We start from the raw sequence: 26,251 nt of genomic DNA, 5'->3' as shown, positions 1-26,251 counted from the left end.
TATTTTTCACTGTTTTCTATAAGCCGCCAATGCCCGTTCCCCTATTAACAATATCGCCAGTATTATCCAGAACCAATAAGAAACAGAGGTTGTAACCGGTTGATTTTTTTCAATTTTCGCTAAGTTCTCTATCGGTAAAAAAGCTACCCTGTCCATTACGCGGGTATCGTTCTTTTGAACCTGTTGATCTATTCCTTTGTGCAGATCAAGAAAACCAATCAGTTTTTCTGCCAGATGCTTTTCTACGATATTTTCAGCGTTTATAGGGCTGGTTAGATAAAATGAATTTTTGTATGCTCCGGGTTCAATCAATGCATTCGCCAGACTGTCTGGCCGGTAAATAAGTAAGGATCCGGAGCTTTTTACTGGTGATTCGTCGCTCAACCAGATAAGAGGATTGCCTTCCTTAATCTTTAAACTGTCTCTGTTTCTGGTCTTCGAAAGTTTGATGTCAGCATCTAAATATTTTGAAATTGCCGAAAATGCACTTTCGATATAATGTGCTTCCTTAGTCAGACTATCCGAATAAAATAACTGGACATTGATCTCGATTTCCTCTTTCAAAGCTAAACGATGATTTTCATTGGCTCCTGTTACTTCTACACTATCTACTTCATTATTTATTTCGAACCTGGAGTCGTTTTCAGAAACAATTTCTTTTTCAAATTTTATATGCTTATCATCACTCAACATTGAAATTAACTGAACTCCATTTTCTTTTCTCCTGGCTTCCACAGGTACGGATTTCGAATTTTCCGAGTTTACAATGATCAAGTTGATTTTTTTATTAATCTCTGGTCGCTTGCCTTTAATTCCGGCAACCAATGCTCGGGTAAAGACAACAATACTATCTGCCGATAATTTTTCCATTTGATTAGACAGTTGCCAGTAATCAGGAGTTGTATTATTGGCTGAATCCAAATCTTCTCTTTCCAGGTCTGGAAATCCTTTTTGAAGTAATCTTAAGTCGTGATCCAAATCCAGAGAATCTACCAGATCTTTAAAATCTGCATCCAAAGCTATGGATGGTTCTATAAGATAGACAACCGCATTTTTACTCTTTTTCTTCTGTAAAGCTGGTTCAGCAAGAATACATGCTAAAATGCCAATTATTAGTATTCTGAGCACTAACAACCACCATTCATTGATGCTGATGGAGCTTGTTTTTTTAGGATCTGATTCCTTAAAAAACTGAATACTCCCCATTTTAATGGTCCTACTCTCTTTTTTACTCCATAAATGGATGGCGATGGGGACGGCAAGCCCTAATAATGCCCATAAATATGTAGGGTTGAGAAAAACCATATTAAACTAACCTATTCCTTTTCTTTAAAAATGTCTGCAACACCTGACCAATATTTTCATCCATCCTAAAAAGATGATAACTTATATCACTGGCCAGCAATTCATCTTTAACAGCACTGATCTTATTTCTGAGTGCTTCCAAGTATTCCTGCTTCGCTTTCGCAGCATCTATTTTAATTTTTTGTCCGGTTTCCAAATCTTCAAAAGTAAGACTGCCTTTATAATCAAAATCCATTTCGCTTTTTCCAATAATCTGAAATAGAACCACTTCGTTTCGGGAAGTTTTCAGCTTCTTGATCAAATTTGTTATTTCAGCTCCTCTTTCATACATATCAGAAATAAGAATAATTAGTTCCTTCTCACCTCTGGCGTGAATTTTTTCAATTATGGAAGGATCTTCTGGCCATTTTCCTTCGGTTTTAATATTGATTAGCTCCAGTAAAAGTCGATTAAAATGTTGCTTCTGAACTTTTGGAAAAACACTTCTCAAATTTTGATCGTTCAACGCAAATAACCCTATCGCATCTCCCTGGTTCTGGCATAAATGAGACAAAGAAGCTACTAGGACTTTCACATAATCCATTTTAGAAATTCCATCTTCCTCATGAAGCATGGATTTACTAGAATCTACTATAAATTTTACCGTGATATTGGTTTCAATTTCAGACTGTTTTATATAATATCTTCCGGAACGGGCGAGCATTTTCCAGTCTAATCGCCGTAAATCATCGCCGGGTTCGTATCCACGGTACTGGCTAAATTCCATTCCCGCTCCTACCCGTCTGCTGTGATTCTGCCCGTGTAAATATCCATCTACAATTACCCGGGCAATTAGTGACAATCCCGAAACACTATTTATCACTTCTGGCTTTAATAATTGCTGATATTCCGTTTTCACCTTACCTATGAGTTAGTAATCGATTTTAAAAGATGTCTGGTGACGTCATCTGAAGTAATTCCTTCTGCTTCGGCTTTAAAATTCACTATGGTACGGTGTCGTAAAACCGGTAAAGCTACATGCTTTAAATCTTCCAAAGTGACCGCAAGCCTGCCGTAAACTAAAGCCCGTGCTTTTGCCGTAAGGATCATGGCCTGTCCGGCTCGAGGACCTGCACCCCAGTTCACCCATTCTTTCACATAATCGTTACTGGTAGTTTCCGGCCTGGTGGAGCGTACCAGTTTACTAACAGTTTTTACCAGATCCTCGCTAATAGGCACTTCCCGAACAAGTTCCTGTAACCGCAGGATTTCATCCCCATTAAGGACAGGATTTACTTTTTCCGACTTAATTCCGGTAGTTTGCATTAAGATATCGGTTTCCTCATGTTCAGAAGGATAACCGATCTTTATATACGATAAGAACCGGTCCTGCTGTGCTTCCGGCAAGGGGAAAGTTCCCGATTGTTCAATTGGGTTTTGTGTGGCAAGCAGAAAGAAAGGCCTGTCCAGTTTATAGGTCTGCCCGGAATAAGTCACTTCAAATTCCTGCATGGCTTCCAATAGAGCCGCCTGAGTTTTAGGTGGGGTACGGTTAATTTCGTCTGCAAGGATAATATTAGCGAAAATGGGTCCTTTATTAAATTTGAAAAATTTCTTTCCCGTACTATGGTCTTCTTCCAGAATTTCAGTTCCAATAATGTCTGATGGCATCAAATCTGGCGTAAACTGAATCCTTCTGAATTTGAGATCTATTGCCTGTGAAAGGGTTCGGATCATCAGCGTTTTTGCCAGTCCCGGAACGCCTTCCAGCAAGATATGTCCACCTGCCAGAAAAGCTATTATTAGTTGTTCTACCGTTTCATCCTGACCGATAATTACTTTACCAATTTCCTGCTTTAAATCCTTAAGTTTCCCGGTAAGGCTTTCTACCTCCCGTTCCAAAATTTCCAGGTCTTTCTCCATATTTTTAAATTTATGAGGTTAAGGCATACATCACTATATTAACCCCAAACCGTGTATTATCTATTTTATACCAGCGCTTGTTCCGGAAATCGTAATCCCACTCGCAGCCATAATCTTTATTGCTATATAAAACGCCAATCCTTCCATTCATCTCTATGGCCTTTAAATAATCATGCACCAGGTCGTCTCCCCAGCCATTTAGCTCTTGTGAAGTAGTAGGCGGACCATCTTCAAATTCAAAAAATATAGAATATAATTCGTGATTATTGGGAATCTTTTTTAATGCTGAAAAGCCAAAAATCTCCTCCATCTGTCGCTCAAAAGATTTAGCAAATAACCCATCAATATCATGATTGCAGTCATCTGCAAAAACGAATCCGCCATTTTCCACATATTTTTTGAAGTTTTCTTTCTCTTTTTTGGTAAACTGCACCAGTTTATGACCTGAAATATAGCAAAAGGGACAACTGAATATTTCATCACTCGCCAGGGGAACAATATTTTCCTGTTTATCAATTCTCAGCGTAGTATATTCTACCAGGGAATTAAGCAAATTAGAAGGCATTCGCTGATCTACGTCCCAATCTCCCGACTCATATTGCAGCCTGGTAAAGAAAAACTCATTGCTCACAACATCTTAATTTAAAATGTTTACTCTATATAATTCCCCTACGGCTCAGCCTCGGGCCTGCCTGGGCCTGCAAAGGTAGGGTTTCCTCTTTACCTATCCCATGGGAGAGGTCAGAACTGCTTTTTTTTGCAGTTCTGGGTGAGGGGAAATATCATAAATAAAAACTGGTTGTTAAGACAGAATCAAAACAACCAGTTTAAAAATTTAATTAATTCTAAACAGCATCAGACAAGCTGGTAAATGTAAAGTCCCTGATCTTCATATACGGAATTAAATTTCCGTCAATACGAACCTGCTCTCCCAATTCTTCTAAATTGTTCAGCATAATTATCGGACTTTCATTAAATCTGAAATTTTTAACGGGATATTTAATCTCCCCGTTTTCAATATAAAAAGTTCCATCCCTGGTAAGACCTGTATAAAGTAAAGTTTGAGGATCTACACCACGTATGTACCAAAGCCTGGTCACTAAAATTCCTTTTTTAGTGCTTTTAATAAGTTCTTCTCTTGAAGCATCCCCACCTTCCATGATAAAATTACTTGGAAACGGCACAGGGTCTACTCCTTTTTCCTTTGCCCAAAAACGGCTATAAGCAAGGTTTTTGACCACTCCATCCTCAATCCATTTCATTTTCTTTAGAGGCAAACCATCACCATTCCAGGTAGAAGTTGGAACTTCCGGATGTAATGGATCTGACCATATATTTACGCGTTCATCAACGATCTTCTGTCCCATCTTGGTGCCACCATCTTTAGACATAAAACTACGTCCTTCATCTGCCGTACGAGCGTTAAATGATCCTGCCATATTTCCCAGTAAATCTACAGACGCAGCAGGCTCCAGAATAACCGTATATTTTCCCGGTTCTATAGCTTTTGCTTCGCGTGACATTACTGCCTTATCTATCGCCACTTTCGCCGCTTCATCAGGATTAAATTTTGAGATATCATTGTAATCCCTGGTCACCCAGCCAGATCCAGTACCATCGTTGGTACGCATCGTAACTGTAAAATCTACATTGGTAGACTGATTATAAGCGAACAATCCGTTTGAATTCATTTTTGCACTAAAGCCTGCTGAATCCTGTAAAAACCCTGCTGCAGTAACATCTTTTGCCGAAGCTGGTTCTATACTACTTGCCGCAACTTTGGCCCGATATGCCGGTTGAACATTCGCTGTACTTTCAATAAAACTTTTTGATTCCTGATAGTTCTGAGGTCCAAGCGGCTCCATAAATTCCGGATTCTCCGGTGATAATTTTGCCAGTTCTTCCGCTCGTTTAATCACTTTTTCCAATGATTCATCGTCAAACTCATCTATAGTAGCAGTTCCAGATTTTTTACCAAAACTGGAAGTTACCGCTAGAGTCTGGTTAGACCGGTGGCCTGCTGTGGTTACAGTATTTCTGGCGTAGCGAATATTACCGCTCTCGCTTCCACCCATATTGATTTCACAAGAATCTGCGGTAGAAAAGCTCAGGGCTTTTTCCATCAGTTTTCTTGCTTCTTCTTTTGTATATATTGCCATTTTTATAAGATCTTAATTTAGAAAATAGTTTAAACCGTTCTACCCGTATTAATCACATTTACGCCATTAAATCTGGCGGTAGAACTACCATGAGAAACTGCACTTACCTGAGATGGCTGGCCTTTTCCATCGAAGAAAGAACCAAACATGCGATAATCATCTTTATCACAAATTTTCACACACGAATTCCAGAACTCCTGAGTGTTCGACTGGTAAGCCACATCATCTAACATCCCCACGATCTTACCATCTTTTATTTCATAAAAAACGGTACCACCAAACTGGAAGTTATAACGTTGCTGATCTATAGAATAAGATCCTCTTCCGGCGATGTAGATTCCTTTCTCCACATCTTTGATCATGTCGTTTATATTATATTTTTCTTTACCTGGCTCCAGGGAAACGTTTGGCATACGCTGAAACTGAACATCGTTCCAACTTTGTGCATAACAGCAACCATGAGATTCATTTTGATCTATCATATGTACCTGATCACGAATTGCCTGGTAATTGGTTAATATTCCATTCCGAACCAGATCCCATTCTTTGGTTTTAACACCTTCATCATCATATCCAACAGCACCCAGCGAATTCGGCTGCACCTTATCGGCTACCAGATTCACGATATCACTACCATATTTAAAGTCACCAGACTTCCACTTATCTAAAGTAGCAAAACTGGTTCCCGCATAATTAGCTTCATAGCCCAGTACCCTATCCAGTTCTAATGGATGCCCCACAGACTCATGAATGGTTAAACCTAAATGATTAGGTTCTAGCACCAGGTCATATTTACCCGGTTCTACAGATTTAGCGGTAAGTCTTTCCTTAGCCTGTTTAGCAGCCAAAGTCGCATCTTCAACAATATCGTAGCTATTTCGATATAATTTAAGACCAGCAGGTCCTTCCAGTTTTTCAGATTCCAGACCATCCATATACTCATACCCCATTCCCATAGGCGCACTCATAGCATCCCGGGATTTGAATTTACCAGCAGCACGATCTATGGCTGTCACACCAAAAGTTGGCCAGATACGATGAATATCCTGGTCTATATAAGAACCTTCGGTAGATGCAAAATATTTTTGCTCATTCACCATAAATAAAGCTGAATTCACAAAATCTGCTCCATTGCTCATAGCTGCAGCGTTTGCATCCAGAAGAAGATCTACCTTTTCTGAAACCGGAACTTCTTTGAAATCTTTTTTGATTGGAGTTTTCCAGGAAACTTCCCCGTAAGATTCTACCGGAGCCAGTTTCACCGGATCCTTTTGAATCATAGAATTGGCTTTGGCAATGGCCACAGCCTGATCTGTCGCTTTTTTAATTCCATCCTCGGTTACTTCATTGGTAGAAGCAAACCCCCAGGTACCATTGGCAATAACTCGGATACCAATACCAAAAGATTCTGTATTTACCACATTCTGTACCTTATCTTCACGGGTGAAAACATATTGATTTAGATAACGGCCTATTCTGGCATCGGCATAAGATGCTCCTAAAGATTTAGCTGTATTAAGAGCTATATCTGCCATTTTCTTTTTTATTGCCACGTCCATTCCGGGTTCAAGGAGTGCTTCCGCAGGAATATCTTTACCCATGAACTGCATTGGAAACATAAAAGCTCCCGCTCCAAGACCCGCTAATTGAACAAATTTTCTTCTTTCCATAAAAACTTATCTGTTTCTTGATTGAATAAATTATTTTAAACTTTTTTGTTATTCGGCCTGATAACACAATCTGAAAATAATTTCCTTCTCCAGGTAAAAGGAGGTTGGCTATCCTTTTAATGAAATTTATGCTAAAAGCAGGTTAGGAGAAAATTCAGATTAGATCAAAACCGTCAGTATTCTTAACAATTTCCTAAAAATAGTAAAAATAATGTAAAAACAGGTTTTATAAAGAAAATGTGGCAATAGTCGATTTCAGCAGTAATTCAGAAAGCTTGGAGGTGAAATTTAAAGAAACTATGTAATTACAAGCTCAGTTAATATGTTAATCAATTTTCAAATAACCTTTATTTTGTAAAAGTTTTAAAACTACTATTAAAGCAATCGCCGATAATTCCTGAGCTATTTCAGAACCACCCCTACTCCTATTTTCTCCAGTAAATATGGATTATGATCTATAACCAGAATATCATTGTTTTTGCTCAATCTCTTCAGAATAGCATATAACAGGTCAATATCTGCATAATGCAATCCAGTGCTGGGTTCATCTAAAATATAAAGAGTATTCTTATTTTCTTCCTGAAGCCAGTTTAATAATAGTAAGCGCTGTTTTTCTCCAGATGAAAGTGACTGCACTCGTTGATCTAAGCGAAGATGAGCTAAACCAATATCCTCCAGTTGATCCAGCAAATGATGTTCTTTAACAGTAGTTTCAACAGCCTGCAACCATTCTTTAAACTCCGCTATATTCAAAGCCAGCACCTCAGCGATATTTTTAGATGTTACCGCATGCTTCAGAATGTCTTTCTTAAAGCGTAGCCCGTTGCATACCTCGCATTTTTCTACAGAATTAGCTGCAACATCTAAACTGGTTTCAATATATCCTTTGCCGTTGCAGTTGGGACACTGACTGGTTTTAGTTTTATAAGAAAAATCCCGAGGTTTGAGCTCCGTTTCACGAGCAAAAATTTTACCGATTTCTTTCATAAGATCCAGATAGGATACTAACAAAGTATTTGCATGAGACCTTAGTTTTTTAGCCTCAAAATAATGCGCGGATGAATATTTCTTCGGAAACTTAATGCCTCCACAATGCACAGGTTTCCCCGTATTAATACTGGGAATCAGGATGTCTTTCACTAAGGTGGTCTTTCCTATCCCCGATTTCCCACTTACTGCGGTGATTCCTCCAACCGGCACTTCCAGCCTTTCTTTTTTTAAGCTATGTCTGAATAGTTTTTTGATCTCAACAGGATTTCTTCCGCTTTTCAATTCCAGCTTTTTAGAAGCTGTTTTCAAATATGGATGACAATCGGCTTGTTTCAAAAAATCCTGAGGAGTCCCCTGGTAAGTAATATCACCCCCAAACTTACCTGCGCCAACCCCTAACTCAATTAATTTATCGGCTGCCAGCATGATTTCCTTATTGTGTTCAATTACAATTACCGTATTCCCTTTTTCAATAAGTTCCTTTAGAATAGTGATCAAATCAGGAATATTATCATTGGACAATCCTGCTGAAGGCTCATCTAGTAGATAGGTTATGCCTTTAAGCGGTGAGTTCAATTGTTTGATCAGCGCTACTCGTTGATTTTCTCCTCCGGAAAGTGTGACCGATTTTCGGTTTAATTGTAAATGGTCTATATGTAATTGTTTTGCTCTTTTAACGGTGTTAGCCAGAAGTGGCCGAATACGGGAAATAAGTTTTTGATCTATTTCTGCCTGATCTTCAGAAGCGATCCATTCTTCCAAAGCATTAAAATCCATGGATTTAATTGCATGAATAGATTTCTCACTAATTTTGAAATCTAATCTTTCCGGTTTTAATCCACTTCCCTCACAGTTACTGCATTCTGCAGATGTGAAAAGTGACTTTAACTTATCTATATTCTTATTTTTACGGGTCTTATAATATTCTTCTTTCAGGTAATGAAAAAGACCTTCCCAGGGCATGCTTAATTTTTGGCTTCCTTTCCTGGTTTTGGTTTTGAATTGCCAGTTCGTTTTCCATATCACCTCGCCAGTGCCATAAAATAGAATATCTTTCTGTTTTGCAGTCAATTCATCGAACGCTGTTTCCAGACTAAATCCGTGATTCTTACTCAGCTCTTTTACAACTGCCATATACTGACTGCCAGCATGGCCATAATATGCCAGGGCTTTATTATGTTTAAATAACCCCTCCGAAATACTTTTCGATTCATCAACTACGATTTTATTCAGATCTGGCAACAGTTCTTCTCCAATTCCATCGCAAATAGCACATTTTCCTAATTCATGATTATTGGAAAAATGACTGGCAGATAAATTTTCACCTTCAAATTGTGCTTTTCGGGAGAACGCGAAACGTAAAATCTTATCAATACCGGTTTGTTTGGCAATATCAGAACGCTGGGTAAAACTTTTTTCTTTACGTGTGATACAAATCGTGGGACTAAGCCCTTGTATATGATCTACTTCAAACTGAAAATTCACTCCTACCCTTGATTGTTGGTAACTCGAAAATTGTTTGGTCATTTCCTGTAATCCGTAGCCATGTAAGGTGTCTATCACTAAGGATGATTTTCCAGATCCTGAAATTCCTGTGATCACAGATAGTTGATTTTTTGGCAGTTCCAGATCGAGATCTTTGAGATGATGTGTTCGGGCTCCCTTTATTGAAATACTATCCCTACTATAACCTGAAACCTCTTTGAGATTGAGTGCCGGAGCTTTAAGCGCATTGTCTATAAATACATCAGCTTCAGATTGAAAAAGGGAATGATTCTCAAAGCAAATAATTCCTCCTGTTCCGTGTTTAAGTTCATGCAAAGCTTTCAACAGCTGCCTTACGTTTTGCGGATGCAAGCCAATACTTGGTTCCTCCAATAATAGCAGTGTATTTTTAGACTGTTTTGCAAAATGCCTGGTAAGTTTAATGCGCTGCGCCTCACCACCCGACAAGGTATTGGAAGGTTGTCCCAGTTTAATATAGCCAAGACCCAACTGTAACATCAAAGACAGTATTTTAGCAATTTTCTTCTCTCCGGAAAAGAAATCAAAAGCTTCGGAAATGCTCAGGTTATAGATATCGGCGATATTTTTATTATTCCAGTGCACCTGTAACACTTCCGGCTTAAAACGCTTCCCATTACATTCCGGACAAACCTGGTTAATCGTTCCCATCACATTCATGGATAATGTAATAACCCCCGCCCCTTCGCAGGTTTCACATCTCCCGGTTTTATTGTTGAATGAAAAAGCTCCTTTAGCTAAATTCAGTGATTTTGCTTCAGGAGATTTGGCAAGTAAATCACGAATCTTATCTGCTAAGCCCGTATACGTGGCGGGATTACTTCTGGGGGTTTTACCTATGGGTTGATCTGATACTGCTACAAGGTTTAGACTTTGTTTTTCACAATATTTAGAAAGCAACTCTAGCATACGCGGAGTTTTTCTGCTTATAACCGTCAATTTGTGTAGCTGAGGCTTAAAAGTATCTTGCGATTTTTGGTTTGATGAAATCTCAAAATCAGGAGTTTCTCTTTGCAACTCCGCCAACGTGGGGCTTAATAAATTTTGTGAATTTAAAAATTCCTGAATCGGTCCATTAAAAATAACTTCACCTCCATGAATTCCGGCAGCCGGACCTAATTCAACGATCCAGTCGGCAGACCTGATAAAGTTCAGATCATGTTCCACCACCATTACCGTATTCCCTCGGCTTATCAGTCGGTTGAAAATGTGTCTCAGGTAAGACTGGTAATCTGGACTTAATCCAATAGAAGGTTCATCAAAAACATAAAGAACACCCTGTAAATCACTGTTTACCTGTTTTATTAATTTGATACGCTGAGCATCTCCTGAAGATATTTCTGTACTTGGGGTACTCAGCTTATAATCTTCCATTCCCAGCCGAATGAGGTCGAATAACTGAATTGAAATCTTTTCAACCAGTGCCTGTTCCGCTGCCGTAAAGTCTTGATTTTGCAGTTTATCGTATAAATCTTTTAAATTAAGATCCATCCAATCCTGAAAGTTAAGCCCTTTCCATGTAAATTTTAGATGATCTGCCTTAATACGTGCCCCTTTACAACTGGGACAAATACGGGAACTGGCAAATTTCAGGATATTTGGATTCCGATCACGCCTCAAAATATCTTTCATGATAGGAAGCATACCTTTATAAAAACCTTCTTCCCTGGGCTTTGCTTTTAGACCTTTCCATCTTAAACGCGACTCTATACTATGTTTCCCGTAAAAGACTTTTAATCGATCGCTACCATTTAAAACAACCTCTTTTTGTTCCTCTGTGAGGTTCTTCCAGGGAATATCCACGTTAAACCCATGTTCCTTACATACCCTATTTAATTCTTCTACCGTAATCTGGGAGTAAACAATATAACCATTTGGCAAAGTTGTGGTGATGGCACCTTCCCTAAGCGTTTTATTTTCATCTCCAATTAATTTATTAAGATCAATATATTCCGCTTCACCAATCCCTCTACAATGCGTACATGCCCCTTTTGGATGGTTGAATGAAAATAATGATTTACTCATGGTTTCTTCACCAGCAAAACGCGCGAATAAAATTCTGAAAATAGCAGCAAGTTCAGACAGTGTCCCGAAGGTGGTATTTATAGACTGGAAACGTCTGGACTGCTCCACTTTAATTACCGGGGGTAATGCCTCAATTTCGTCAACTTCGGCAGTAGGTATTAATTGTGCATTTTGCTGGTTGTAGGCTGGGAGACTTTCCAAAAAATAACGATATCCTTCATTGGCAATCACATCCATGGCCAGAGAAGATTTCCCTGAACCAGATAAACCGGTCACAACGATCAACTGATTTTCCGGAAGCTTTAAACTTATATTTTTGAGATTGTTCTGGTGGGCATTGATAATGTGCATAAAAGCCTATCGTTTCATATAATTCAAAAAAATAAATATAGAGAGATTAAAATAGCTAAAATGAGTTTTTAAGGGAAGTACCTTATGAATAATTGCTGTTGATACTTATTACATGCAAAATATACCACAAATTAACTGAGTTAATGTCCAACTATATGATAAAGGATAAAAAAAGCATCCTCTATTTTTGAAGGATGCTTTATAAAAAGTATGGTTTAAAACCAGGTTTTCAGGAATCTTAAACTAATTCACTCTCTTCAATTAATTCTTCATCTGCAGAATTGGTCTCACTCCTGTTTTCCGTATATTCTTCATCACTAAAATAGGGGAAAACATCAAGTATAGAAGATTCTGTAATTGCTGGAATAGAAAATTCACCCATAGTATTCTGCATAGCCTGGTTGGTATTATCAAAGGCTTCTTTAACATCATTCGCCTGGACTAGCAAATACATATTTGTTTTTTTCTCTTTTCCGGTTTTATCATCGTAGGCGATTAGAGAAACTTTGGTTTTGAACCAGCGATCTGAATTTTCAAAAGGATGCACCTCGGCAAGGTTCGCTACTTTGATATTCGTTATCATGAACTCTTCACTCGTGTAAGCCTTCATTTCCTCGCTTATTCTAGCTTCAGCCTCGGTATAGGAAACCGCATCCAGCAGGTAGGTTTCCGTTGTTTGTTTCTGTTCTCCAGTTTCGTGTGTTTTTCTATACTTAACTTTACATTCGTACCAGGTAACGCTCATATTATTATATATTTTAGGAGGGCAAATATAATTTAGAACTTACGAGGAGTAGAGTAAATTTTAGATTAGATATTCACAAATATCACCGCTTCAAAAAAAAAAAGGAATCTATTAAGATCCCTTTCTGATAAATTAAAAAAATTACTTCTTTTCAACCAGTTCTCTGGTTAGCCAACCTCTTCTACTAGCCGTGGCGATGGCATATGGAGTGATCCAGAATAATCCAAAAGTATATAAGATACTATATGAATAGGCCCAAAAAGATTCAGATAATTTGTATCTCTTTGCATAAAACAATACTGGAAAGCTGGACCATACAAGAATGCTTAAAAGTGTGGAACTTATAAATAGCAACGGATGCGTAAAAATTAAAAAGAACATAAAAAATACAAAAGGATAGCTCATCACCAATTTTAAAATCTGATTTATAAAAAGTATCCTGGTACCTGTTTTTGATCCCTCCCTGAAATTTGTAAATACATATCTGGACATCGCAAGGTTCTCCCTTACATTACTTCTTCCCCATCTAATAAACATCTTGTAAAGCCCTGTATACTTTTCAGGAACATTGGTATATGCATAGGCATTCCTCTGGAAAAGCACGTGGTAGCCTTGCTTTAATATCATATTTGTCATCGCTCTGTCTTCCCCAATATCTGAAGGATTTCCCATAAATGTCTGGTTGATCCATTCTGGAAGGCAATTAAAAACGGCTTCGCTTCTATATGCAGCCAGCGCTCCAGGAGTACAAAAAACAGATTCAAGGCTACTTTCCGCAGAACGCACGAATTCAAAACTTAAAACGAAGCTCACATCCAGCATTTTTGGCAGTAAGGCTTTTTCCTCATTATTAAGTACGCGAATGTTTCCTGCAACTGCCCCACATTTTTCATTGACTACAAATGGACTCACAAGGTTGCGAAGAGTATCTTTAGCAACGACAGAATCACTGTCTACAGTAACAAAAATCTCTCCCTTACCCAAATTGAATCCGCGGTATAAAGCATGACGCTTTCCTTTATTAACAGGTTGTTGATATATTGAAAGTCGGTCTCCAAGCACCTCTTTGGCTTTTTGCATCCAATACCAGGTATCATCCTTACTTCCATCATCTATAGCTAATAATTCAAGTTTTTCTGCCGGATAATCTCCCTCTGCGAGACTCATGAGCGTTGCCCATACCTGCTTTCCTTCATTATATGCGGGTACTATCACGGTACAGGTTGGCAAATTTTCATCACTAACCCCCTCAATCGGTTTGTACCTGAAGTATAGATAAAGATTATATAAAAAGAAGCCTACTTTAAAAAAGAATAGGGCTGTTAAAGCGGAAAAGAACAGTAAACCCCAAATAGATTCTACCCGTCCCAGCTTATATTGTGTAAAATCATGTTGCAGTACATATGCCATGTACGCGGCCCCAATTAATAAAAGAAAGCTGGCTGCTCTTACTATGACCCCTTTTGTGTTTCTGGTTTTTGAAGATGTCAAATTCTCCTCTGCTAAGACTGTGTTTTTTGCCCCGCTATCTACGCTATTATTTCCTGAGCTCACCGAACCCATATTGTCAATTTGCATTTTAAGTTTATTGATTCCCGACAACGTTTTATTCTGAAGTTGTTCCAATGCGCCTTAGCAATTCTCGTGCCAGTTTATAGGCGTTTTGTTATCAGCAAGTTGCAAAATGACAGGGTATAGAAACGTGAAATTTTACCCCATACTTAAACACACATATCCCCAACTATGTCCCTCACTCCTTAGCGTTGATAATTCTTAAATTTATAAGCTCCATCCAATTTATGCCATTGATTAATAGAGAATCAAATATAAAGGCCGAAACCGTAGCGCATAATTAATCTGAGACCAACGTAGAAAACCAGAATTGCTGTAAAAATTCCCAGAATCTTCAGGTTAAATCTTCTGTTTGAAAAGTAAGAGCCCAAACTACCGCCAAGTACTACTGCAATAATTAATCTTAAAATAAAGTCATCATTTACAAAAAAAGTACCTGCAACGCTTAGACCTATTAATCCGGATACTGAATTTACCAGGATAAATACGGAAGCAAGAGAAGCGATGATTCTGGGATTTTTCCATTTCAGCAGGTTTAAAACAGGAGATAAAAATATACCTCCACCAATTCCTGAAATTCCTGATAGAAAACCAATCCCACCTCCTAATATGATCTTTTTAGATTTGGAAAACTTCTGAGATTCCACCCTAGTATTTACAAATTTCAGGATCATGGAAAATCCCGCCAGAATCAAAGCTCCTCCTAAGATCAAAAAGAAAACAGGTTGAGATAGTTTAACCGTTGCTCCAAGATAAGCTAAGGGAATACTGAATAGAAAGAAGGGCCAGAGCTTTTTTGGTTTTAGAATTCCATTTTTAAAATAAACAATCGTTCCTATACTTACCACACAAATATTTAAAATAAGGGCGGTAGAACGTATTTCATAGAAATCAGTTAGAAAAAGACTTAAAATTGCCAGATAACTGGAACCACCACCAAACCCAACCGAACTATAAAACAATGCAATAAAAAAGAATATAAACGGGAGATATTCTACAGGCATATTATGAAATTAGAAGGCAACTGACATTCTCACCCTTTTTAACCGATGTTTCTGCATTTAGAAATACTAAAGCATTTCCAAGAGCCATAGACTGGATCATGGAAGACCCCTGTCCGTTTAAAATAACTACGTGGTTATTTACCAGGTTTGCCTTTAAAAATACTGGACGGTCAGCTTTATTTTCAAAATCGTGAGAAATGGGAACATTAAATTGTTTTAAACCATCTTTTTGAGATCCACTTAATTTATAGAGAAAAGGTAATACATACACATAGAAACAGCTTAAAGAGGAAGCAGGATTTCCCGGTAAAGCAAAAATATATTTATCAGCTTTTTTTCCAAAATACAGCGGTTTTCCCGGTTTCTGAAAAACTTTATAAAACAGTTCTTCTACACCATTCTCTTCCAGTGCCTGTTTAACAAAATCGTAATCACCTACAGAAATTCCCCCGGAAAGTATCAATACATCTGAGCTTTTTAATGATTTTCTGATTCCAGATTTGATCGCCTGAAAATCATCTTTGATCTGTTCTTTACCGTTAATTGAAAATCCATATTGTTCGCAGGCTGAAGCAAGTGCGTAACTATTAGATTCGTAAATCTGCCCTGCCGCTTTTTCTTTACCCGGTTCAATCAATTCATTTCCCGTGGTAATCAGGTTGATTTTTGGCTTTTTAAAAACTTCCACTTTTTCAATTCCAAGGCTTCCAATCAGTCCAATTCCTGCGGGAGTGATTGTATAAGCTTTTTCAAAAACAAGCTGATCTTTTTTTAGCTCTCCACCTCTTCTTCTAATACACTGCCCCTCATTAGGTACTTGCTCCAGAATGAGTTTACTCACCTCTACCTTCGTTTTTTCCTGCATTATTACAGCAGTTGAATTTTCCGGAACACTGGCTCCCGTAAAAATACGTACCGCTTCACCTTCCTTTAATTTATAGTCACTTTTATCGCCTGCCGCAACTTCGCCTACTATATTGTATTCCTTTGAAATTCCGCATAAGGCATAACCGTCCATGGCTGAATTATCAAAAGCAGGCATATCAAATGGCGCTCTAATTTCTTCGGAAAGCGAAAAACCTGGACATTTACTGAGTTCCCGTGTTTCTGTTTTTAGATTGACGGGCTGATTACTGATGATTTTTAGAGCTTCTTCTATGCTTACCATTATCCTCCAATTGAGATCATAGACCTGTTCTGTTCGTAATGATCGGCATCCATTTTAACATCCATACCATCCCGGGAATATTTTTTGGTCTTGATCGCATTTATAATAATTTCATTCATCTGTTCACCATTTCGGAACGGTGTGAGCAGATCGGTTTCAGAATTTGCAAAAAGACAATTCTTCATTTTACCATCGGCGGTGACTCGAATACGATTGCATTCATCACAAAACGGATTGGTAATCGTGCTTACGATCGCGAAACTCCCAAGATGTCCTTTCACCTTAAAATTAGTAGAAGTACTGTGTTTTGGATTTTCCAGCTCTTCAAAATCCCCAAATTTATCAGAAATTGTATCGAGTATCTCCTGCTTCCCTATGCCTTTGCTCCAATCCCATTTATTACCTTTAAAGGGCATAAATTCAATAAATTTCACCGTAAGGTTCTTATGTCTGGTAAGTTCAACAAAATCATTGATCTCGTTATCATTCACTCCTTTGATCAATACAATATTAAGCTTCACTTCCATAGCCATCTCCAGTGCCATTTCTATATTCGTCATAATACGCTCAAAGTAATCGCGCTTGGTAATAAAAACCGATTTCGCTTTATCCAGTGTATCCAGACTCAAGTTGATCTTTTTCAAGCCTATCTTCTGAAAAAGCTCCAGGTATCTATCCAGCATGATTCCGTTTGTAGTGATCTTTAAAGTCACGCCTAATTTTGCCAGTTCTTCAACCAGATAGCCAAAATTTTTTCGCACCAGGGGTTCTCCCCCGTAAGCCGGATAGTATCAACTCCCAGATCCCGAAAAGTTCTGGCCAGTTCAATGATCTCTTCAATGCTCATAATATTAGACTTTTCCATCAGCTCTATCCCTTCTTCAGGCATGCAATAAAAACAACGCAGGTTGCAGCGATCTGTCAGTGAGATCCTGAGATAGGTATGGGCTCTTCCAAAATTGTCTATTATTTTCTTTTTCTTTTTAATCATGTCTCTTTCCTTCTATCACTTTGAAAACGTGCAATACATGCGGAAATATCGCATCCATACATTCAGTAGCTGCTTTGGTAGATCCTGGCAGTGTCAGCACTACTTTTTCATCTTTAAGTCCGGCTACAGATCTTGAGAGCATTGCATATGGCATACGTTGCTGTCCATAATTTCGCATTTGCTCCTCAACTCCTTTTAGTTTTAGATCCAGCATGAGCTCTATAGTTTCCGGTGTAACATCGCGTGGCCCAACTCCGGTTCCTCCCGTAAAAATTACGATATCGGCTTTTGCTGAATTTAATGCTGAACGTATTTCATCAGCTTCATCAGGAATAATGACTTTTTCAGATTTTATTCCAAATTCTTCAAGTTTTGAAATAATCGTTATCCCGGCTTTGTCTTCGCCATTACCTTTAGAAATCGTATCAGAGCAAACAATGATTTTTGCTGTAAGTCCTTCAGTATTTACTTTAAAGGAAGATTTCCCGCCCTTTTTTTTCAGAAGTTTAATAGTTCCTATCTCCACATTCTTATCAATAGGCTTTAGCATGTCATACATCGTCAAAGCCACTATGCTAGCTCCATGCATGGCTTCTACCTCCACGCCTGTCTTATAAATAGTTTTGACTTTCATCGAAATCTGGATCTCGAGACCGTTAATTTCATATTCGATCCCCGTATATTCAATAGGTAATGGATGACAATCGGGTAAGAGATCTGGAGTTTTCTTAACACCCAGTAATCCTGCGGCTTTCGCCATTTCAAAAACATTGCCTTTTGGAACCCTGTTTTCCTGAATCGCTTTGATCGTTTTTGCACTGGAAGTTTTTACCACGGCAATCGCAGTAGCTTCCCTAAGTGTCGTTATTTTATGGGTAATATCAACCATCTATTTATTTACTTTCCATTGGTGAGTTTCATCTTCGAAAATCTCTTTTCCGAAAATGGGTACTTTTGTCTTGATCTCTTCTACAAAATGATTACAAGCTTCTATGGCTATTTTCCTGTGGACAGAAGAAGTAAACACAAAAAGACATATTTCACCAGTTCTCACTGCTCCCAGGCTATGGTAAATATGAGCGCAGGTAATATCAAATTTCGCAAAAGCTGACTCTCTTATCTCATGAAAAACGCTTTCAGCCATTTCTTCGTAAGCTGAATAATCTATGCCACTTACCGTTTTTCCATCAATTTCATCAGCTCTTATCTGACCAAGAAATATGCTATGAGCACCTATATTAGTCTTTGATTGATGATTCGCTATGGAAGTGGCGATCTTTTCCGGTGGAATGCCCCCATGAACGAATACTTTTTTTGGTTTCTTCTTATCTTTCTTATCCATTTATCTTTCTTATATCATTCTATATTTTCTGTCGTCCTCAATTTATTTCAGGGATTTTCTTTGAATCGGCCTCCAAATAGATGCTGAAACAAGTTCAGTATGATTTAGCAAACACATAATTAGTCTTCAGCATAGTCCTTCTGTAAAATTGTTTCTACTCCTCCTTCTACGTTTATTAGATTTTTAAAGTCGAATGCTGTGCTTAATAGATCCACTACTTTTTTACTTCGTTTCCCCGACTGGCAAAAGACCAGAACTTCTTCCTGCTTTGGAATTTCCTCAAAGCGATCTTCAAGTTCACTCAGCGGAATCTGAATAACTTTTTCTGAAATAACCTTTGGTTGCTCAAAAATCTCCCTAATATCCAGGAAAATTTTTGTCTCATCATAAATTTTGCATTCAATCGTCATCGGAATGATTCCGTGATTTTTGATCTTTTCGATCTCCTCCGGTCGCTTTGAAATTGATAAGATTTGATCCTGAGCAGATAAAATATTTATCAGTTTCAATTTTCCCGAAAGAACATTTCCTGCTCCCAGGATTATCTTTAAAATTTCCGCGGCCTGCATGATACCAAAAATTCCTGGTGTAACACCAAGAACACCAGTCTCTTCACAGCTTATATTTTGTTTTGTTGTCTTTGGAAAAAGGCATCGATAAGAAGGTCCTTCCTGATAATTAAACACTGAAAGCTGCCCTTCATTCTTATAAATTGAAGCGTACACCCAGGGTTTTCCAGCTAAAACACAGGCATCATTGATCAAATATTTTGTTTCAAAATTGTCTGTGCCATCAAGGATAATATCATATAACTGAAATAGATTTTCAGCATTATCCACATTTAATGATTCCTGGAAAACATCAATTTCCAGTTTTGAATTGATCATTTGAAGCCGTTGTTTCGCCACAGCCGCTTTTGATTTTCCTATATCCTCCTCAGTAAACAATAACTGTCTATGAAGATTAGACAGGGAAATCCGGTCATGGTCTATCAGTCCAATTCTACCTATCCCAGCTCCCGCCAAATACTGTGCAGCAGGACAGCCAAGGCCACCAACACCAACAATCAGTACACTGGCTTTCTGGAGTTTTTCCTGTCCAGCAACTCCAACTTCATCTAATTTTATCTGTCTGTCGTATCTCATTATCCTCCGGCAAATGGCGGTAAAAACGCGACCTCATCGCCATCTTTTAGTTCAACTTCCTTATTTAAATTTTGATTTACCGCAAGCTGTACCGAATCTGGATCAATGATCTGATATTTCTGAACCTGTTGATTCTTTAGCTTTTTAAGTGAAAATCCCTGTTCCAGCTCCAGAATTTCTTCATTTCTGCCAGCTGATTCTGCGATCATCCCAAAATATTTCACCCTTACTTTCATTCGTTTTTCATCTTTTTTAATAATTCTACATCTTCCTGCGTATCCACATCAAAATTTCCCTTTTCAAATTTTACGGTCTTGAAATCAATTTTATGATCCATAATTAGTTTTTTCGCTCCCTGGTCTCCCTTCAATTCATTTAAATATGGAAAAACCTCCGCTGAAAAAATTGCAGGAACTCCAACATTACCGACATACTCTGAAAAAGTAGCCGGACTTTTGCTTTTCAACTGAACTTCAATTAGTTTCTCTAATGATTCTTTGCAAATGAAGGGCTGATCTGATACAAGAATCAGTAAATGTTGCAGATCTTGGTATAATTCCAGCGACCTGTTCAAAGCTTCTTTAATACTGCCAGACATTCCCTCTCTCCATTGCTTATTGATCACGATCTCAAAGTCCTTAGGGTCTATACTACTTATTATCTCTTCTGCTCTTGCTCCCAGAAGTAATATGTTGGTTTTAAAACCAATTGAACATGAAGTATCTATCGCATTTTGTAATAATGATTTCCCATTAAATTCAACCAATTGCTTCGCATAACCAAGTCTGCTGGAAGAACCTGCAGCAAGAATCACCACCCCTATTTTAGCATGTTGTATCAAATTTCTACCTGCTTAAATTGATTGTTCTTTTTTTCGTGTATCGGGCCCAACTTTTCTCTTAAGGGTCTTGCACTTGTTTTAGTAATTACAGTTTGTATTTCAGCTAATATGGAAAGTCCGATTTCCGCCGGGGTTTCGGCACCGATTTCGAGCCCAACCGGGGCATGGATCTTTGCTAAAGTTTTCTCGCCAGGATCATAAGCTTCGTTCTCTAAATCCTCGAGCATTCTTTTATACTTTTTTAAAGGACCAAGAATTCCTATATATGGTATCTGCTCTTCATTCAATAATATTTTCAGAACTGACAGGTCATAATTATAATTATGGCTCATCAGGACGAAACAACTTCGATCATCAATCTGAATATTTTCCAGTGTTTCTTCAGGTTTAGTAATAATTACCTGACATGAACCAGCAAAGCGATCTTTATTAGCATGTGTTGGTCTTCCATCGGTAACGATCACTTCCCAGCCAAGAAGATCAGCTTGTTTAGCTAATATCTGTGCATCATTTCCGGCTCCTACCAGAATTAATTTTACCGGAGGTTCATAATTCTGAATAAATAGCTGCTGCTTTTCACCGTCCTTTGAAAATTCAGCAAACCGATTTCTATTATTCTCGAGTGTGATTTCAGCCTGATTCAAAATAAGACCTAATGGATCTTCATCTGGTGGTTTTCCAGTGTATCTCAAATTTTTATCAACCAGTAAAATTGTTCCAGGCTGATCTTTTGATCTTTCTAAATTGAATTGTACCACAATTGCCAATGAATGTGCCTGCGTAATTACTTTTTTCAGCAGTTCGCAGGGGTTTAAATGATCCTTATAATCTAAAGGCTCAAATAAAACCTGGATAACTCCATTGCAACCTAATTGTGCACCTATAACCGCATCATCCTCATCACTGGTATCATAAGTGATCAATTTGTTTTTTTGCTGATGTAAAGCGTGTAAAGCTTTTTGAAGTGCATCTCCTTCCAGGCAACCACCACTAATAGCTCCGGTAATATTCCCAAATTCATCTACCAGCATTCTAGCGCCCGCATTTCGGTAAGATGAACCTTCAATATGCACAAGAGTGGCCAAAACACAGTCAGTTCCAGATACTTTTAGTGAATTATATCTTGCGATGATCATCTCCAATTCTCTCATACTGTTGCAGTTTTTAATTGATCAACTGTTTTTTGAATTTCAGAAACTGCGAATTCGATATCTTCTAAACTTGTATTTTTTCCAAGGCTTATTCTTAAAGATGATAAAGCCTGGTGTTTGTTTTTTCCCATTGCCGTTAATACATGCGATGGATTGATAGTATTTGAAGTACAGGCTGAACTGCGAGAAACAGCTAATTTGTTCAATCTTCGAAGCAGCTGATTTCCATCAATATTATTGAAGGTTATATTTGTAGTATTTGGCAACCTGTTTGATTTATTTGAATTAACTGCAGTTGTTTCAATTTCAGCTAAAAGCACTTCCATTCTTTTTCGCAATTCAGATACATTTTTGGAATCAGCTTCCATCTCAGAAAAAGCAATTTCTGCAGCTTTTCCAAAACCAACAATTCCCGGAACATTTAAAGTTCCCGGACGAATTCCTTTTTCCTGACGGCCACCAAATACAGTTTGACCTATCATCACATCATTCTTTTTATTGATATATAGTGCTCCAACTCCTTTAGGACCATACAATTTATGAGAAGAACATACCGCAATATCTAAATTCAATTTTTTGACATCAACCGGAATTTTTCCCACCGCCTGAGTGATATCGCTCATTAATTTCACTCCTTTTTGATGAACAATTCTTTCAATCTCTTTCATTGGATGGATAAGACCTGTTTCATTATTGGCAAGCATCAAACATACCAGTATAGTTTCCTGAGAAATAGCGTTTTCTAATTCCTTCAAATCGATATTTCCCTCGGAATCGACCTCTAAATAAGTCACCTCAAAACCTTGATTTTCCAGCGCCTGCATGCAATCCAGAATAGCTTTATGTTCCGTTTTACAGGTAATAATATGATTTCCTTTAGATCTGTTGCTTTCGCAAAACCCAAACAAAGCGAGGTTTGCGGCCTCCGTAGCTCCCGAAGTGAACGTAATCCCGGTAGGTTTACAGTTCAGTAGGTTTGAAATTTGTTCCCTTGCAAGCTCAGCACCTTCCCTGGCATCCCAGCCCGAAAAATGATCACTGCTTGCATTACCAAAATTTTCAGTAAAATATGGCAACATAGCTTCGACAACCCTTTTATCAACAGGTGTGGTGGCATTGTAATCAAGATATATCTTCTTATTATTTCTCATTAAGAGCGTTATGTATTCATAAATATATCGATCTGTAAATTCATACCGGTTAAATGCTCGGCTTAAAACCTATTTCAAAATCTTTAATAAATTCTCTTCCTCATCAATCAATTCTGCCAACTTCTTTTGAAGACTTTCATATTGGTCCATGATCATTATAGCATGAGGGGTAACTTCTGCACCACCTCCGTGCTGCCCGCCTTTTTTCAGAATCACCAAAGGTTCATCTGAATGATGGTTTAAACGCTGAACCATTTCCCAGGCCTTTTTATAAGACATATGCATTTGCTCAGCAGCTTTAGAAAGGGAACCTTCACTTTGAATTCTCTTTAAAAGCTCATTGGGACCCGGCCCATAAAACTTCTCATTATTATCTTCAATCCAGCATTTAAATTTGATCTTTTTCATACTCGAAAATGATACTGTCAGGTTTTCAAATCCTGGCTGCTTGTTTTCAGTTCATTTATAAATGGCTGCTTATAAAATCTTTTTCCGGTTGCCTTATAAAGTGCATTTGCCAAAGCCCCCTGAATAGGTGGAAAAGGTGGTTCCCCTAAACCTGTAGGGTCTATACCATTATCAACAAAATGAACATCCACCTTTTTTGGCGCTTCTTTGTGACGTATGAGCCTGTATTTATCAAAATTACTCTGTTGTGGTACTCCATCTTCAAAGGTCATTTCGCTGTAAAGGGCATGGCCAATTCCGTCTATGGTTCCACCCTCTACCATATTTTTAGCCGCATCGGGATTTACCACAATTCCGCAGTCTACCGCACAGGTCACTTTATCTATTAAAGGTTCGTTGTTTTTTACTGACATATCAAGAATCTGGGCCACATAGGAATTATGGCAATAGTAAGCAGAAACGCCGCGACTTAGGCCGGAATTGTTATTAGTCCATCCAGATTTATCACGAGCCATTTTTAATACACCTGCATAACGGGCGGCATCATAGTCATTTTCTTCTCCCACAGGATCATTTCCTGCACGTTCCAGCATATCCAGTCTGAATTGAATAGGATCTTCTCCCATTTCTTCTGCAAGTTCATCCAAAAATGATTGTTCAGCCCCGGCAATAAAATTGGAACGAGGTGCCCTAAATGCACCCACAGAAATATTAGAATTCAACGACCAGCTTTCAGCTAGATAATTATCTAAAGCTCCTGCCGGAAATCGATTAGCAAAAAGCGGACTTTCAGGAATTCCTCCCGCATTTACATGAAAAGCCGTCAGCTTATTACTAGCATCAAGGGCTGCACGATAGGTTACATGATAGGCCGGGCGGTACACACCATTGGTCATGTCATCCTCTCTTGAATACACAAGTTTTATTGGAGCTCCCATTTTTTCAGAAATCACTGCAGCTTCCACTAAAAAGTGACCATACAGCCTGCGACCAAATCCACCACCCATACGGGTCATTTGAATGTCTATATTCTCAAGATCAAATCCTAAGCGTTTATTGATGCTTTTTTCGGCATATTCCGGAGTTTGGATAGGACCCAATAATTGAGCTTTACCACCGCTAACATCTGCAAAAAAGTTCATTGGTTCCATACAATTATGCGCAAGAAACGGGCAGGTATACGAACGTTCAATTACACGAGCGGCATTTTTAAATGCTTTTTCAGGATCGCCATCCCTTCTTATTATTTCAGATTTTTTAGAACCCACTCCGGCCATTAATGAAGCATGGATCCCACTGCTTTCTAATCCGCTGGCATCATCCATTCCAGCAGATTTCTCCAGGATCTCAATTTCTTTGGTTAGTTCGGGATTTAGATCCCATTCTACCTTCAACTCTTTTTTAGCCTGCATCACCTGCCAGGTAGATTCACCTACCACAACAACCAGTTTAGAAAAAGCTCCCACATCACTCCATTCCTTTTCCATATCTTCGGGATAGGTGTCTATGGTAAAAACATCTTTTATCCCCGGCATCTCCTTCACCTTTTCGTCGTCCATGGATTTGAATTCCATACCGAAAGCGGGAGGTTGCACGATCATAGCGATAAGCATCCCGTCTTTATAAGTATCCAGACCATAAAGCGGCTGGCCGGTCACTATTTTCTTAGCATCCACATTTTTACGGGATGTTCCTATAATTTTAAAACTATCATTGTCTTTTAACTCAACTTCTTCAGGGATCTCCACATCTACTGCAGCTTTGGCGATCTCACCATAACCTATAGATTTATCGCTATTCGCATGCTTTATTATCCCATCTGCTACTGAAAGTTCAGAAACCGGAACTTCCCATTTTTTTGCAGCTGCAGTTAAGAGCATTTGTTTTGCTGTAGCCCCTGCAGTTCTTAAGGATTCCCATCCTTGGCGAATAGACTGGCTTCCTCCCGCAAGCTGACGAGTAAAAACTTCTGTATTGAGCGGAGCTTGTTCTACGACCACATTATTCCAGTCTACATCCAGTTCTTCAGCTACGATCATAGGCATGGAAGTCTTCACATTCTGACCTATCTCCGGATTGGGAGAATAAATAGTGACAATCCCATTATCTCCTATTTTTAAATATCCGTTTAGTTCAAACCATTCATCGGGCATTTGCATTGCCATTTCCTTGCTGCCTTCTTCCGCCGGCCCTTTACAGGCCATCCAGTTAAAACCTATGATCAATCCGCCACTTGCAACAGAAACACTTTTAATAAATGACCTTCTGCCTATTCCTGTTTTTACTTTACTCATTTTTCTCGATTTTAATTACTGAAGATTAGGCTATCTGTGAATCTGAAGCTGTTTTAATCGCAGCTTTTATTCTGGTATATGTTCCGCAGCGGCAAATGTTCCCATTCATGGCATTCTCAATTTCTGCATCGCTCGGGCGGGGATTGCGTTTTAGTAAAGCCGAAGCAGACATGATCTGGCCAGCCTGGCAATAACCGCATTGAGGCACATCATGCTCCAGCCAGGCTTTTTGAACAGGATGATCCCCATTTTCTGAAAGCCCTTCAATAGTAGTAATTTCATTATCTGCAGCTGAGGATATTGGAAGCTGACAGGATCTTACAGCAGAACCATTAAAATGTACGGTACAGGCACCGCATTGCGCAATTCCACAACCGTATTTGGTGCCCACCATATTTAAATGATCTCTTAAAACCCATAATAACGGAGTATTGGGATCAACATCGAGCTTATGCTTCTTCCCATTGATGCTAATATTAAATTCTGCCATGATCTTAAATTTTGCTATAAATT

The 26,251-nt window shown here is 38.5% G+C and carries 22 protein-coding genes and 1 pseudogene; all 23 read right to left on the bottom strand.

What is annotated here, in order from left to right:
* Window positions 1-6: 6 nt before the first annotated feature.
* The 23 genes and pseudogenes from BLT95_RS02020 to BLT95_RS01915 all read right to left on the bottom strand — a co-directional run bounded on the left by BLT95_RS02020 (window position 7) and on the right by BLT95_RS01915 (window position 26,228).
* Entirely contained in the window at window positions 7-1,305 is a 1,299-nt protein-coding gene (locus tag BLT95_RS02020; protein ID WP_089664403.1) for a BatA domain-containing protein, read from the bottom strand.
* Window position 1,306: 1 nt separating this feature from the next.
* A complete protein-coding gene (locus BLT95_RS02015; protein WP_089664402.1) occupies window positions 1,307-2,203 on the bottom strand; it encodes a DUF58 domain-containing protein in 897 nt (298 codons plus the stop codon).
* A gap of 5 nt (window positions 2,204-2,208) precedes the next feature.
* Window positions 2,209-3,207, bottom strand: a complete 999-nt coding sequence (locus tag BLT95_RS02010) for a MoxR family ATPase (protein WP_089664401.1) — start codon at window positions 3,205-3,207, stop codon at window positions 2,209-2,211.
* A gap of 10 nt (window positions 3,208-3,217) precedes the next feature.
* Window positions 3,218-3,838 (bottom strand): DUF4159 domain-containing protein, encoded by a 621-nt coding sequence (locus BLT95_RS02005; RefSeq protein WP_089664400.1) that lies wholly within the window; start codon window positions 3,836-3,838, stop codon window positions 3,218-3,220.
* Window positions 3,839-4,052: 214 nt separating this feature from the next.
* Window positions 4,053-5,366: a TldD/PmbA family protein gene (locus BLT95_RS02000; protein WP_089664399.1), complete on the bottom strand. Its 1,314-nt coding sequence runs from the start codon at window positions 5,364-5,366 to the stop codon at window positions 4,053-4,055.
* Between the two features lie 29 nt (window positions 5,367-5,395).
* Window positions 5,396-7,036, bottom strand: coding sequence for a TldD/PmbA family protein (locus tag BLT95_RS01995; protein WP_089664398.1), 1,641 nt, complete (start codon window positions 7,034-7,036; stop codon window positions 5,396-5,398).
* A 402-nt stretch (window positions 7,037-7,438) separates the two neighbouring features.
* Window positions 7,439-11,926: an ATP-binding cassette domain-containing protein gene (locus BLT95_RS01990; protein WP_089664397.1), complete on the bottom strand. Its 4,488-nt coding sequence runs from the start codon at window positions 11,924-11,926 to the stop codon at window positions 7,439-7,441.
* A 238-nt stretch (window positions 11,927-12,164) separates the two neighbouring features.
* On the bottom strand, window positions 12,165-12,671 hold the full coding sequence (locus BLT95_RS01985; RefSeq protein ID WP_089664396.1) for a DUF4494 domain-containing protein: 507 nt from the start codon (window positions 12,669-12,671) through the stop codon (window positions 12,165-12,167).
* A gap of 141 nt (window positions 12,672-12,812) precedes the next feature.
* Window positions 12,813-14,249 carry a glycosyltransferase family 2 protein gene (locus tag BLT95_RS01980; protein ID WP_089666821.1) on the bottom strand — a complete coding sequence of 479 codons (1,437 nt, stop codon included), beginning with the start codon at window positions 14,247-14,249 and terminating at the stop codon, window positions 12,813-12,815.
* Window positions 14,250-14,491: 242 nt separating this feature from the next.
* Window positions 14,492-15,247, bottom strand: coding sequence for a sulfite exporter TauE/SafE family protein (locus BLT95_RS01975; RefSeq protein WP_089664395.1), 756 nt, complete (start codon window positions 15,245-15,247; stop codon window positions 14,492-14,494).
* Between the two features lies 1 nt (window position 15,248).
* Complete coding sequence (gene glp, locus BLT95_RS01970; RefSeq protein WP_089664394.1) at window positions 15,249-16,415, bottom strand: gephyrin-like molybdotransferase Glp; 1,167 nt, start codon at window positions 16,413-16,415, stop codon at window positions 15,249-15,251.
* Window positions 16,415-16,831 carry a hypothetical protein gene (locus BLT95_RS14565; protein WP_347584300.1) on the bottom strand — a complete coding sequence of 139 codons (417 nt, stop codon included), beginning with the start codon at window positions 16,829-16,831 and terminating at the stop codon, window positions 16,415-16,417. The genes glp and BLT95_RS14565 overlap by 1 nt, the downstream gene beginning before the upstream one ends.
* Before the next feature lie 99 nt (window positions 16,832-16,930).
* Window positions 16,931-17,304: pseudogene (locus BLT95_RS14560) on the bottom strand (radical SAM protein); the annotation flags it as partial.
* Between the two features lie 94 nt (window positions 17,305-17,398).
* A complete protein-coding gene (gene moaCB / locus BLT95_RS01960; RefSeq protein ID WP_089664393.1) occupies window positions 17,399-18,295 on the bottom strand; it encodes a bifunctional molybdenum cofactor biosynthesis protein MoaC/MoaB in 897 nt (298 codons plus the stop codon).
* Window positions 18,296-18,748 carry a molybdenum cofactor biosynthesis protein MoaE gene (locus BLT95_RS01955; protein ID WP_089664392.1) on the bottom strand — a complete coding sequence of 151 codons (453 nt, stop codon included), beginning with the start codon at window positions 18,746-18,748 and terminating at the stop codon, window positions 18,296-18,298.
* A gap of 119 nt (window positions 18,749-18,867) precedes the next feature.
* Window positions 18,868-19,893, bottom strand: a complete 1,026-nt coding sequence (locus BLT95_RS01950; protein ID WP_089664391.1) for a HesA/MoeB/ThiF family protein — start codon at window positions 19,891-19,893, stop codon at window positions 18,868-18,870.
* Complete coding sequence (locus BLT95_RS01945) at window positions 19,893-20,129, bottom strand: MoaD/ThiS family protein (protein WP_089664390.1); 237 nt, start codon at window positions 20,127-20,129, stop codon at window positions 19,893-19,895. The genes BLT95_RS01950 and BLT95_RS01945 overlap by 1 nt, the downstream gene beginning before the upstream one ends.
* Entirely contained in the window at window positions 20,126-20,734 is a 609-nt protein-coding gene (locus tag BLT95_RS01940) for a nucleotidyltransferase family protein (protein ID WP_089664389.1), read from the bottom strand. Before BLT95_RS01940 ends, BLT95_RS01945 begins: the two co-directional genes overlap by 4 nt.
* The gene (locus tag BLT95_RS01935; RefSeq protein ID WP_089664388.1) at window positions 20,731-21,885 is read right to left on the bottom strand and encodes an XdhC/CoxI family protein; all 1,155 of its coding nucleotides are present in this window, start codon (window positions 21,883-21,885) and stop codon (window positions 20,731-20,733) included. Before BLT95_RS01935 ends, BLT95_RS01940 begins: the two co-directional genes overlap by 4 nt.
* Complete coding sequence (locus tag BLT95_RS01930; RefSeq protein ID WP_089664387.1) at window positions 21,882-23,036, bottom strand: cysteine desulfurase family protein; 1,155 nt, start codon at window positions 23,034-23,036, stop codon at window positions 21,882-21,884. Before BLT95_RS01930 ends, BLT95_RS01935 begins: the two co-directional genes overlap by 4 nt.
* Before the next feature lie 69 nt (window positions 23,037-23,105).
* Window positions 23,106-23,444: a LysR family transcriptional regulator gene (locus tag BLT95_RS01925; RefSeq protein ID WP_089664386.1), complete on the bottom strand. Its 339-nt coding sequence runs from the start codon at window positions 23,442-23,444 to the stop codon at window positions 23,106-23,108.
* Between the two features lie 17 nt (window positions 23,445-23,461).
* Window positions 23,462-25,738, bottom strand: coding sequence for a molybdopterin cofactor-binding domain-containing protein (locus BLT95_RS01920; RefSeq protein WP_089664385.1), 2,277 nt, complete (start codon window positions 25,736-25,738; stop codon window positions 23,462-23,464).
* A gap of 25 nt (window positions 25,739-25,763) precedes the next feature.
* Window positions 25,764-26,228 (bottom strand): (2Fe-2S)-binding protein, encoded by a 465-nt coding sequence (locus tag BLT95_RS01915; RefSeq protein ID WP_089664384.1) that lies wholly within the window; start codon window positions 26,226-26,228, stop codon window positions 25,764-25,766.
* Window positions 26,229-26,251 lie beyond the last annotated feature (23 nt).

It is taken from the genome of Gramella sp. MAR_2010_147 (genome assembly GCF_900105135.1).
GTDB lineage: Bacteria > Bacteroidota > Bacteroidia > Flavobacteriales > Flavobacteriaceae > Christiangramia.
Note: the sequence above shows the minus strand (reverse complement) of the source record. Positions and strands in the feature narration are given on the sequence as shown.

What these genes read in the sequence shown, in the direction of transcription:
- BLT95_RS02020 (WP_089664403.1), bottom strand. Translation starts at nt 1,305, where the DNA reads ATGGTTTTTCTCAACCCTACATATTTATGGGCATTATTAGGGCTTGCC.
- BLT95_RS02010 (WP_089664401.1), bottom strand. Translation starts at nt 3,207, where the DNA reads ATGGAGAAAGACCTGGAAATTTTGGAACGGGAGGTAGAAAGCCTTACC.
- BLT95_RS02000 (WP_089664399.1), bottom strand. Translation starts at nt 5,366, where the DNA reads ATGGCAATATATACAAAAGAAGAAGCAAGAAAACTGATGGAAAAAGCC.
- BLT95_RS01995 (WP_089664398.1), bottom strand. Translation starts at nt 7,036, where the DNA reads ATGGAAAGAAGAAAATTTGTTCAATTAGCGGGTCTTGGAGCGGGAGCT.
- BLT95_RS01990 (WP_089664397.1), bottom strand. Translation starts at nt 11,926, where the DNA reads ATGCACATTATCAATGCCCACCAGAACAATCTCAAAAATATAAGTTTA.
- BLT95_RS01985 (WP_089664396.1), bottom strand. Translation starts at nt 12,671, where the DNA reads ATGAGCGTTACCTGGTACGAATGTAAAGTTAAGTATAGAAAAACACAC.
- BLT95_RS01980 (WP_089666821.1), bottom strand. Translation starts at nt 14,249, where the DNA reads ATGCAAATTGACAATATGGGTTCGGTGAGCTCAGGAAATAATAGCGTA.
- BLT95_RS01975 (WP_089664395.1), bottom strand. Translation starts at nt 15,247, where the DNA reads ATGCCTGTAGAATATCTCCCGTTTATATTCTTTTTTATTGCATTGTTT.
- glp (WP_089664394.1), bottom strand. Translation starts at nt 16,415, where the DNA reads ATGGTAAGCATAGAAGAAGCTCTAAAAATCATCAGTAATCAGCCCGTC.
- BLT95_RS14565 (WP_347584300.1), bottom strand. Translation starts at nt 16,831, where the DNA reads ATGCCCTTTAAAGGTAATAAATGGGATTGGAGCAAAGGCATAGGGAAG.
- moaCB (WP_089664393.1), bottom strand. Translation starts at nt 18,295, where the DNA reads ATGGTTGATATTACCCATAAAATAACGACACTTAGGGAAGCTACTGCG.
- BLT95_RS01955 (WP_089664392.1), bottom strand. Translation starts at nt 18,748, where the DNA reads ATGGATAAGAAAGATAAGAAGAAACCAAAAAAAGTATTCGTTCATGGG.
- BLT95_RS01950 (WP_089664391.1), bottom strand. Translation starts at nt 19,893, where the DNA reads ATGAGATACGACAGACAGATAAAATTAGATGAAGTTGGAGTTGCTGGA.
- BLT95_RS01945 (WP_089664390.1), bottom strand. Translation starts at nt 20,129, where the DNA reads ATGAAAGTAAGGGTGAAATATTTTGGGATGATCGCAGAATCAGCTGGC.
- BLT95_RS01935 (WP_089664388.1), bottom strand. Translation starts at nt 21,885, where the DNA reads ATGAGAGAATTGGAGATGATCATCGCAAGATATAATTCACTAAAAGTA.
- BLT95_RS01930 (WP_089664387.1), bottom strand. Translation starts at nt 23,036, where the DNA reads ATGAGAAATAATAAGAAGATATATCTTGATTACAATGCCACCACACCT.
- BLT95_RS01925 (WP_089664386.1), bottom strand. Translation starts at nt 23,444, where the DNA reads ATGAAAAAGATCAAATTTAAATGCTGGATTGAAGATAATAATGAGAAG.
- BLT95_RS01920 (WP_089664385.1), bottom strand. Translation starts at nt 25,738, where the DNA reads ATGAGTAAAGTAAAAACAGGAATAGGCAGAAGGTCATTTATTAAAAGT.
- BLT95_RS01915 (WP_089664384.1), bottom strand. Translation starts at nt 26,228, where the DNA reads ATGGCAGAATTTAATATTAGCATCAATGGGAAGAAGCATAAGCTCGAT.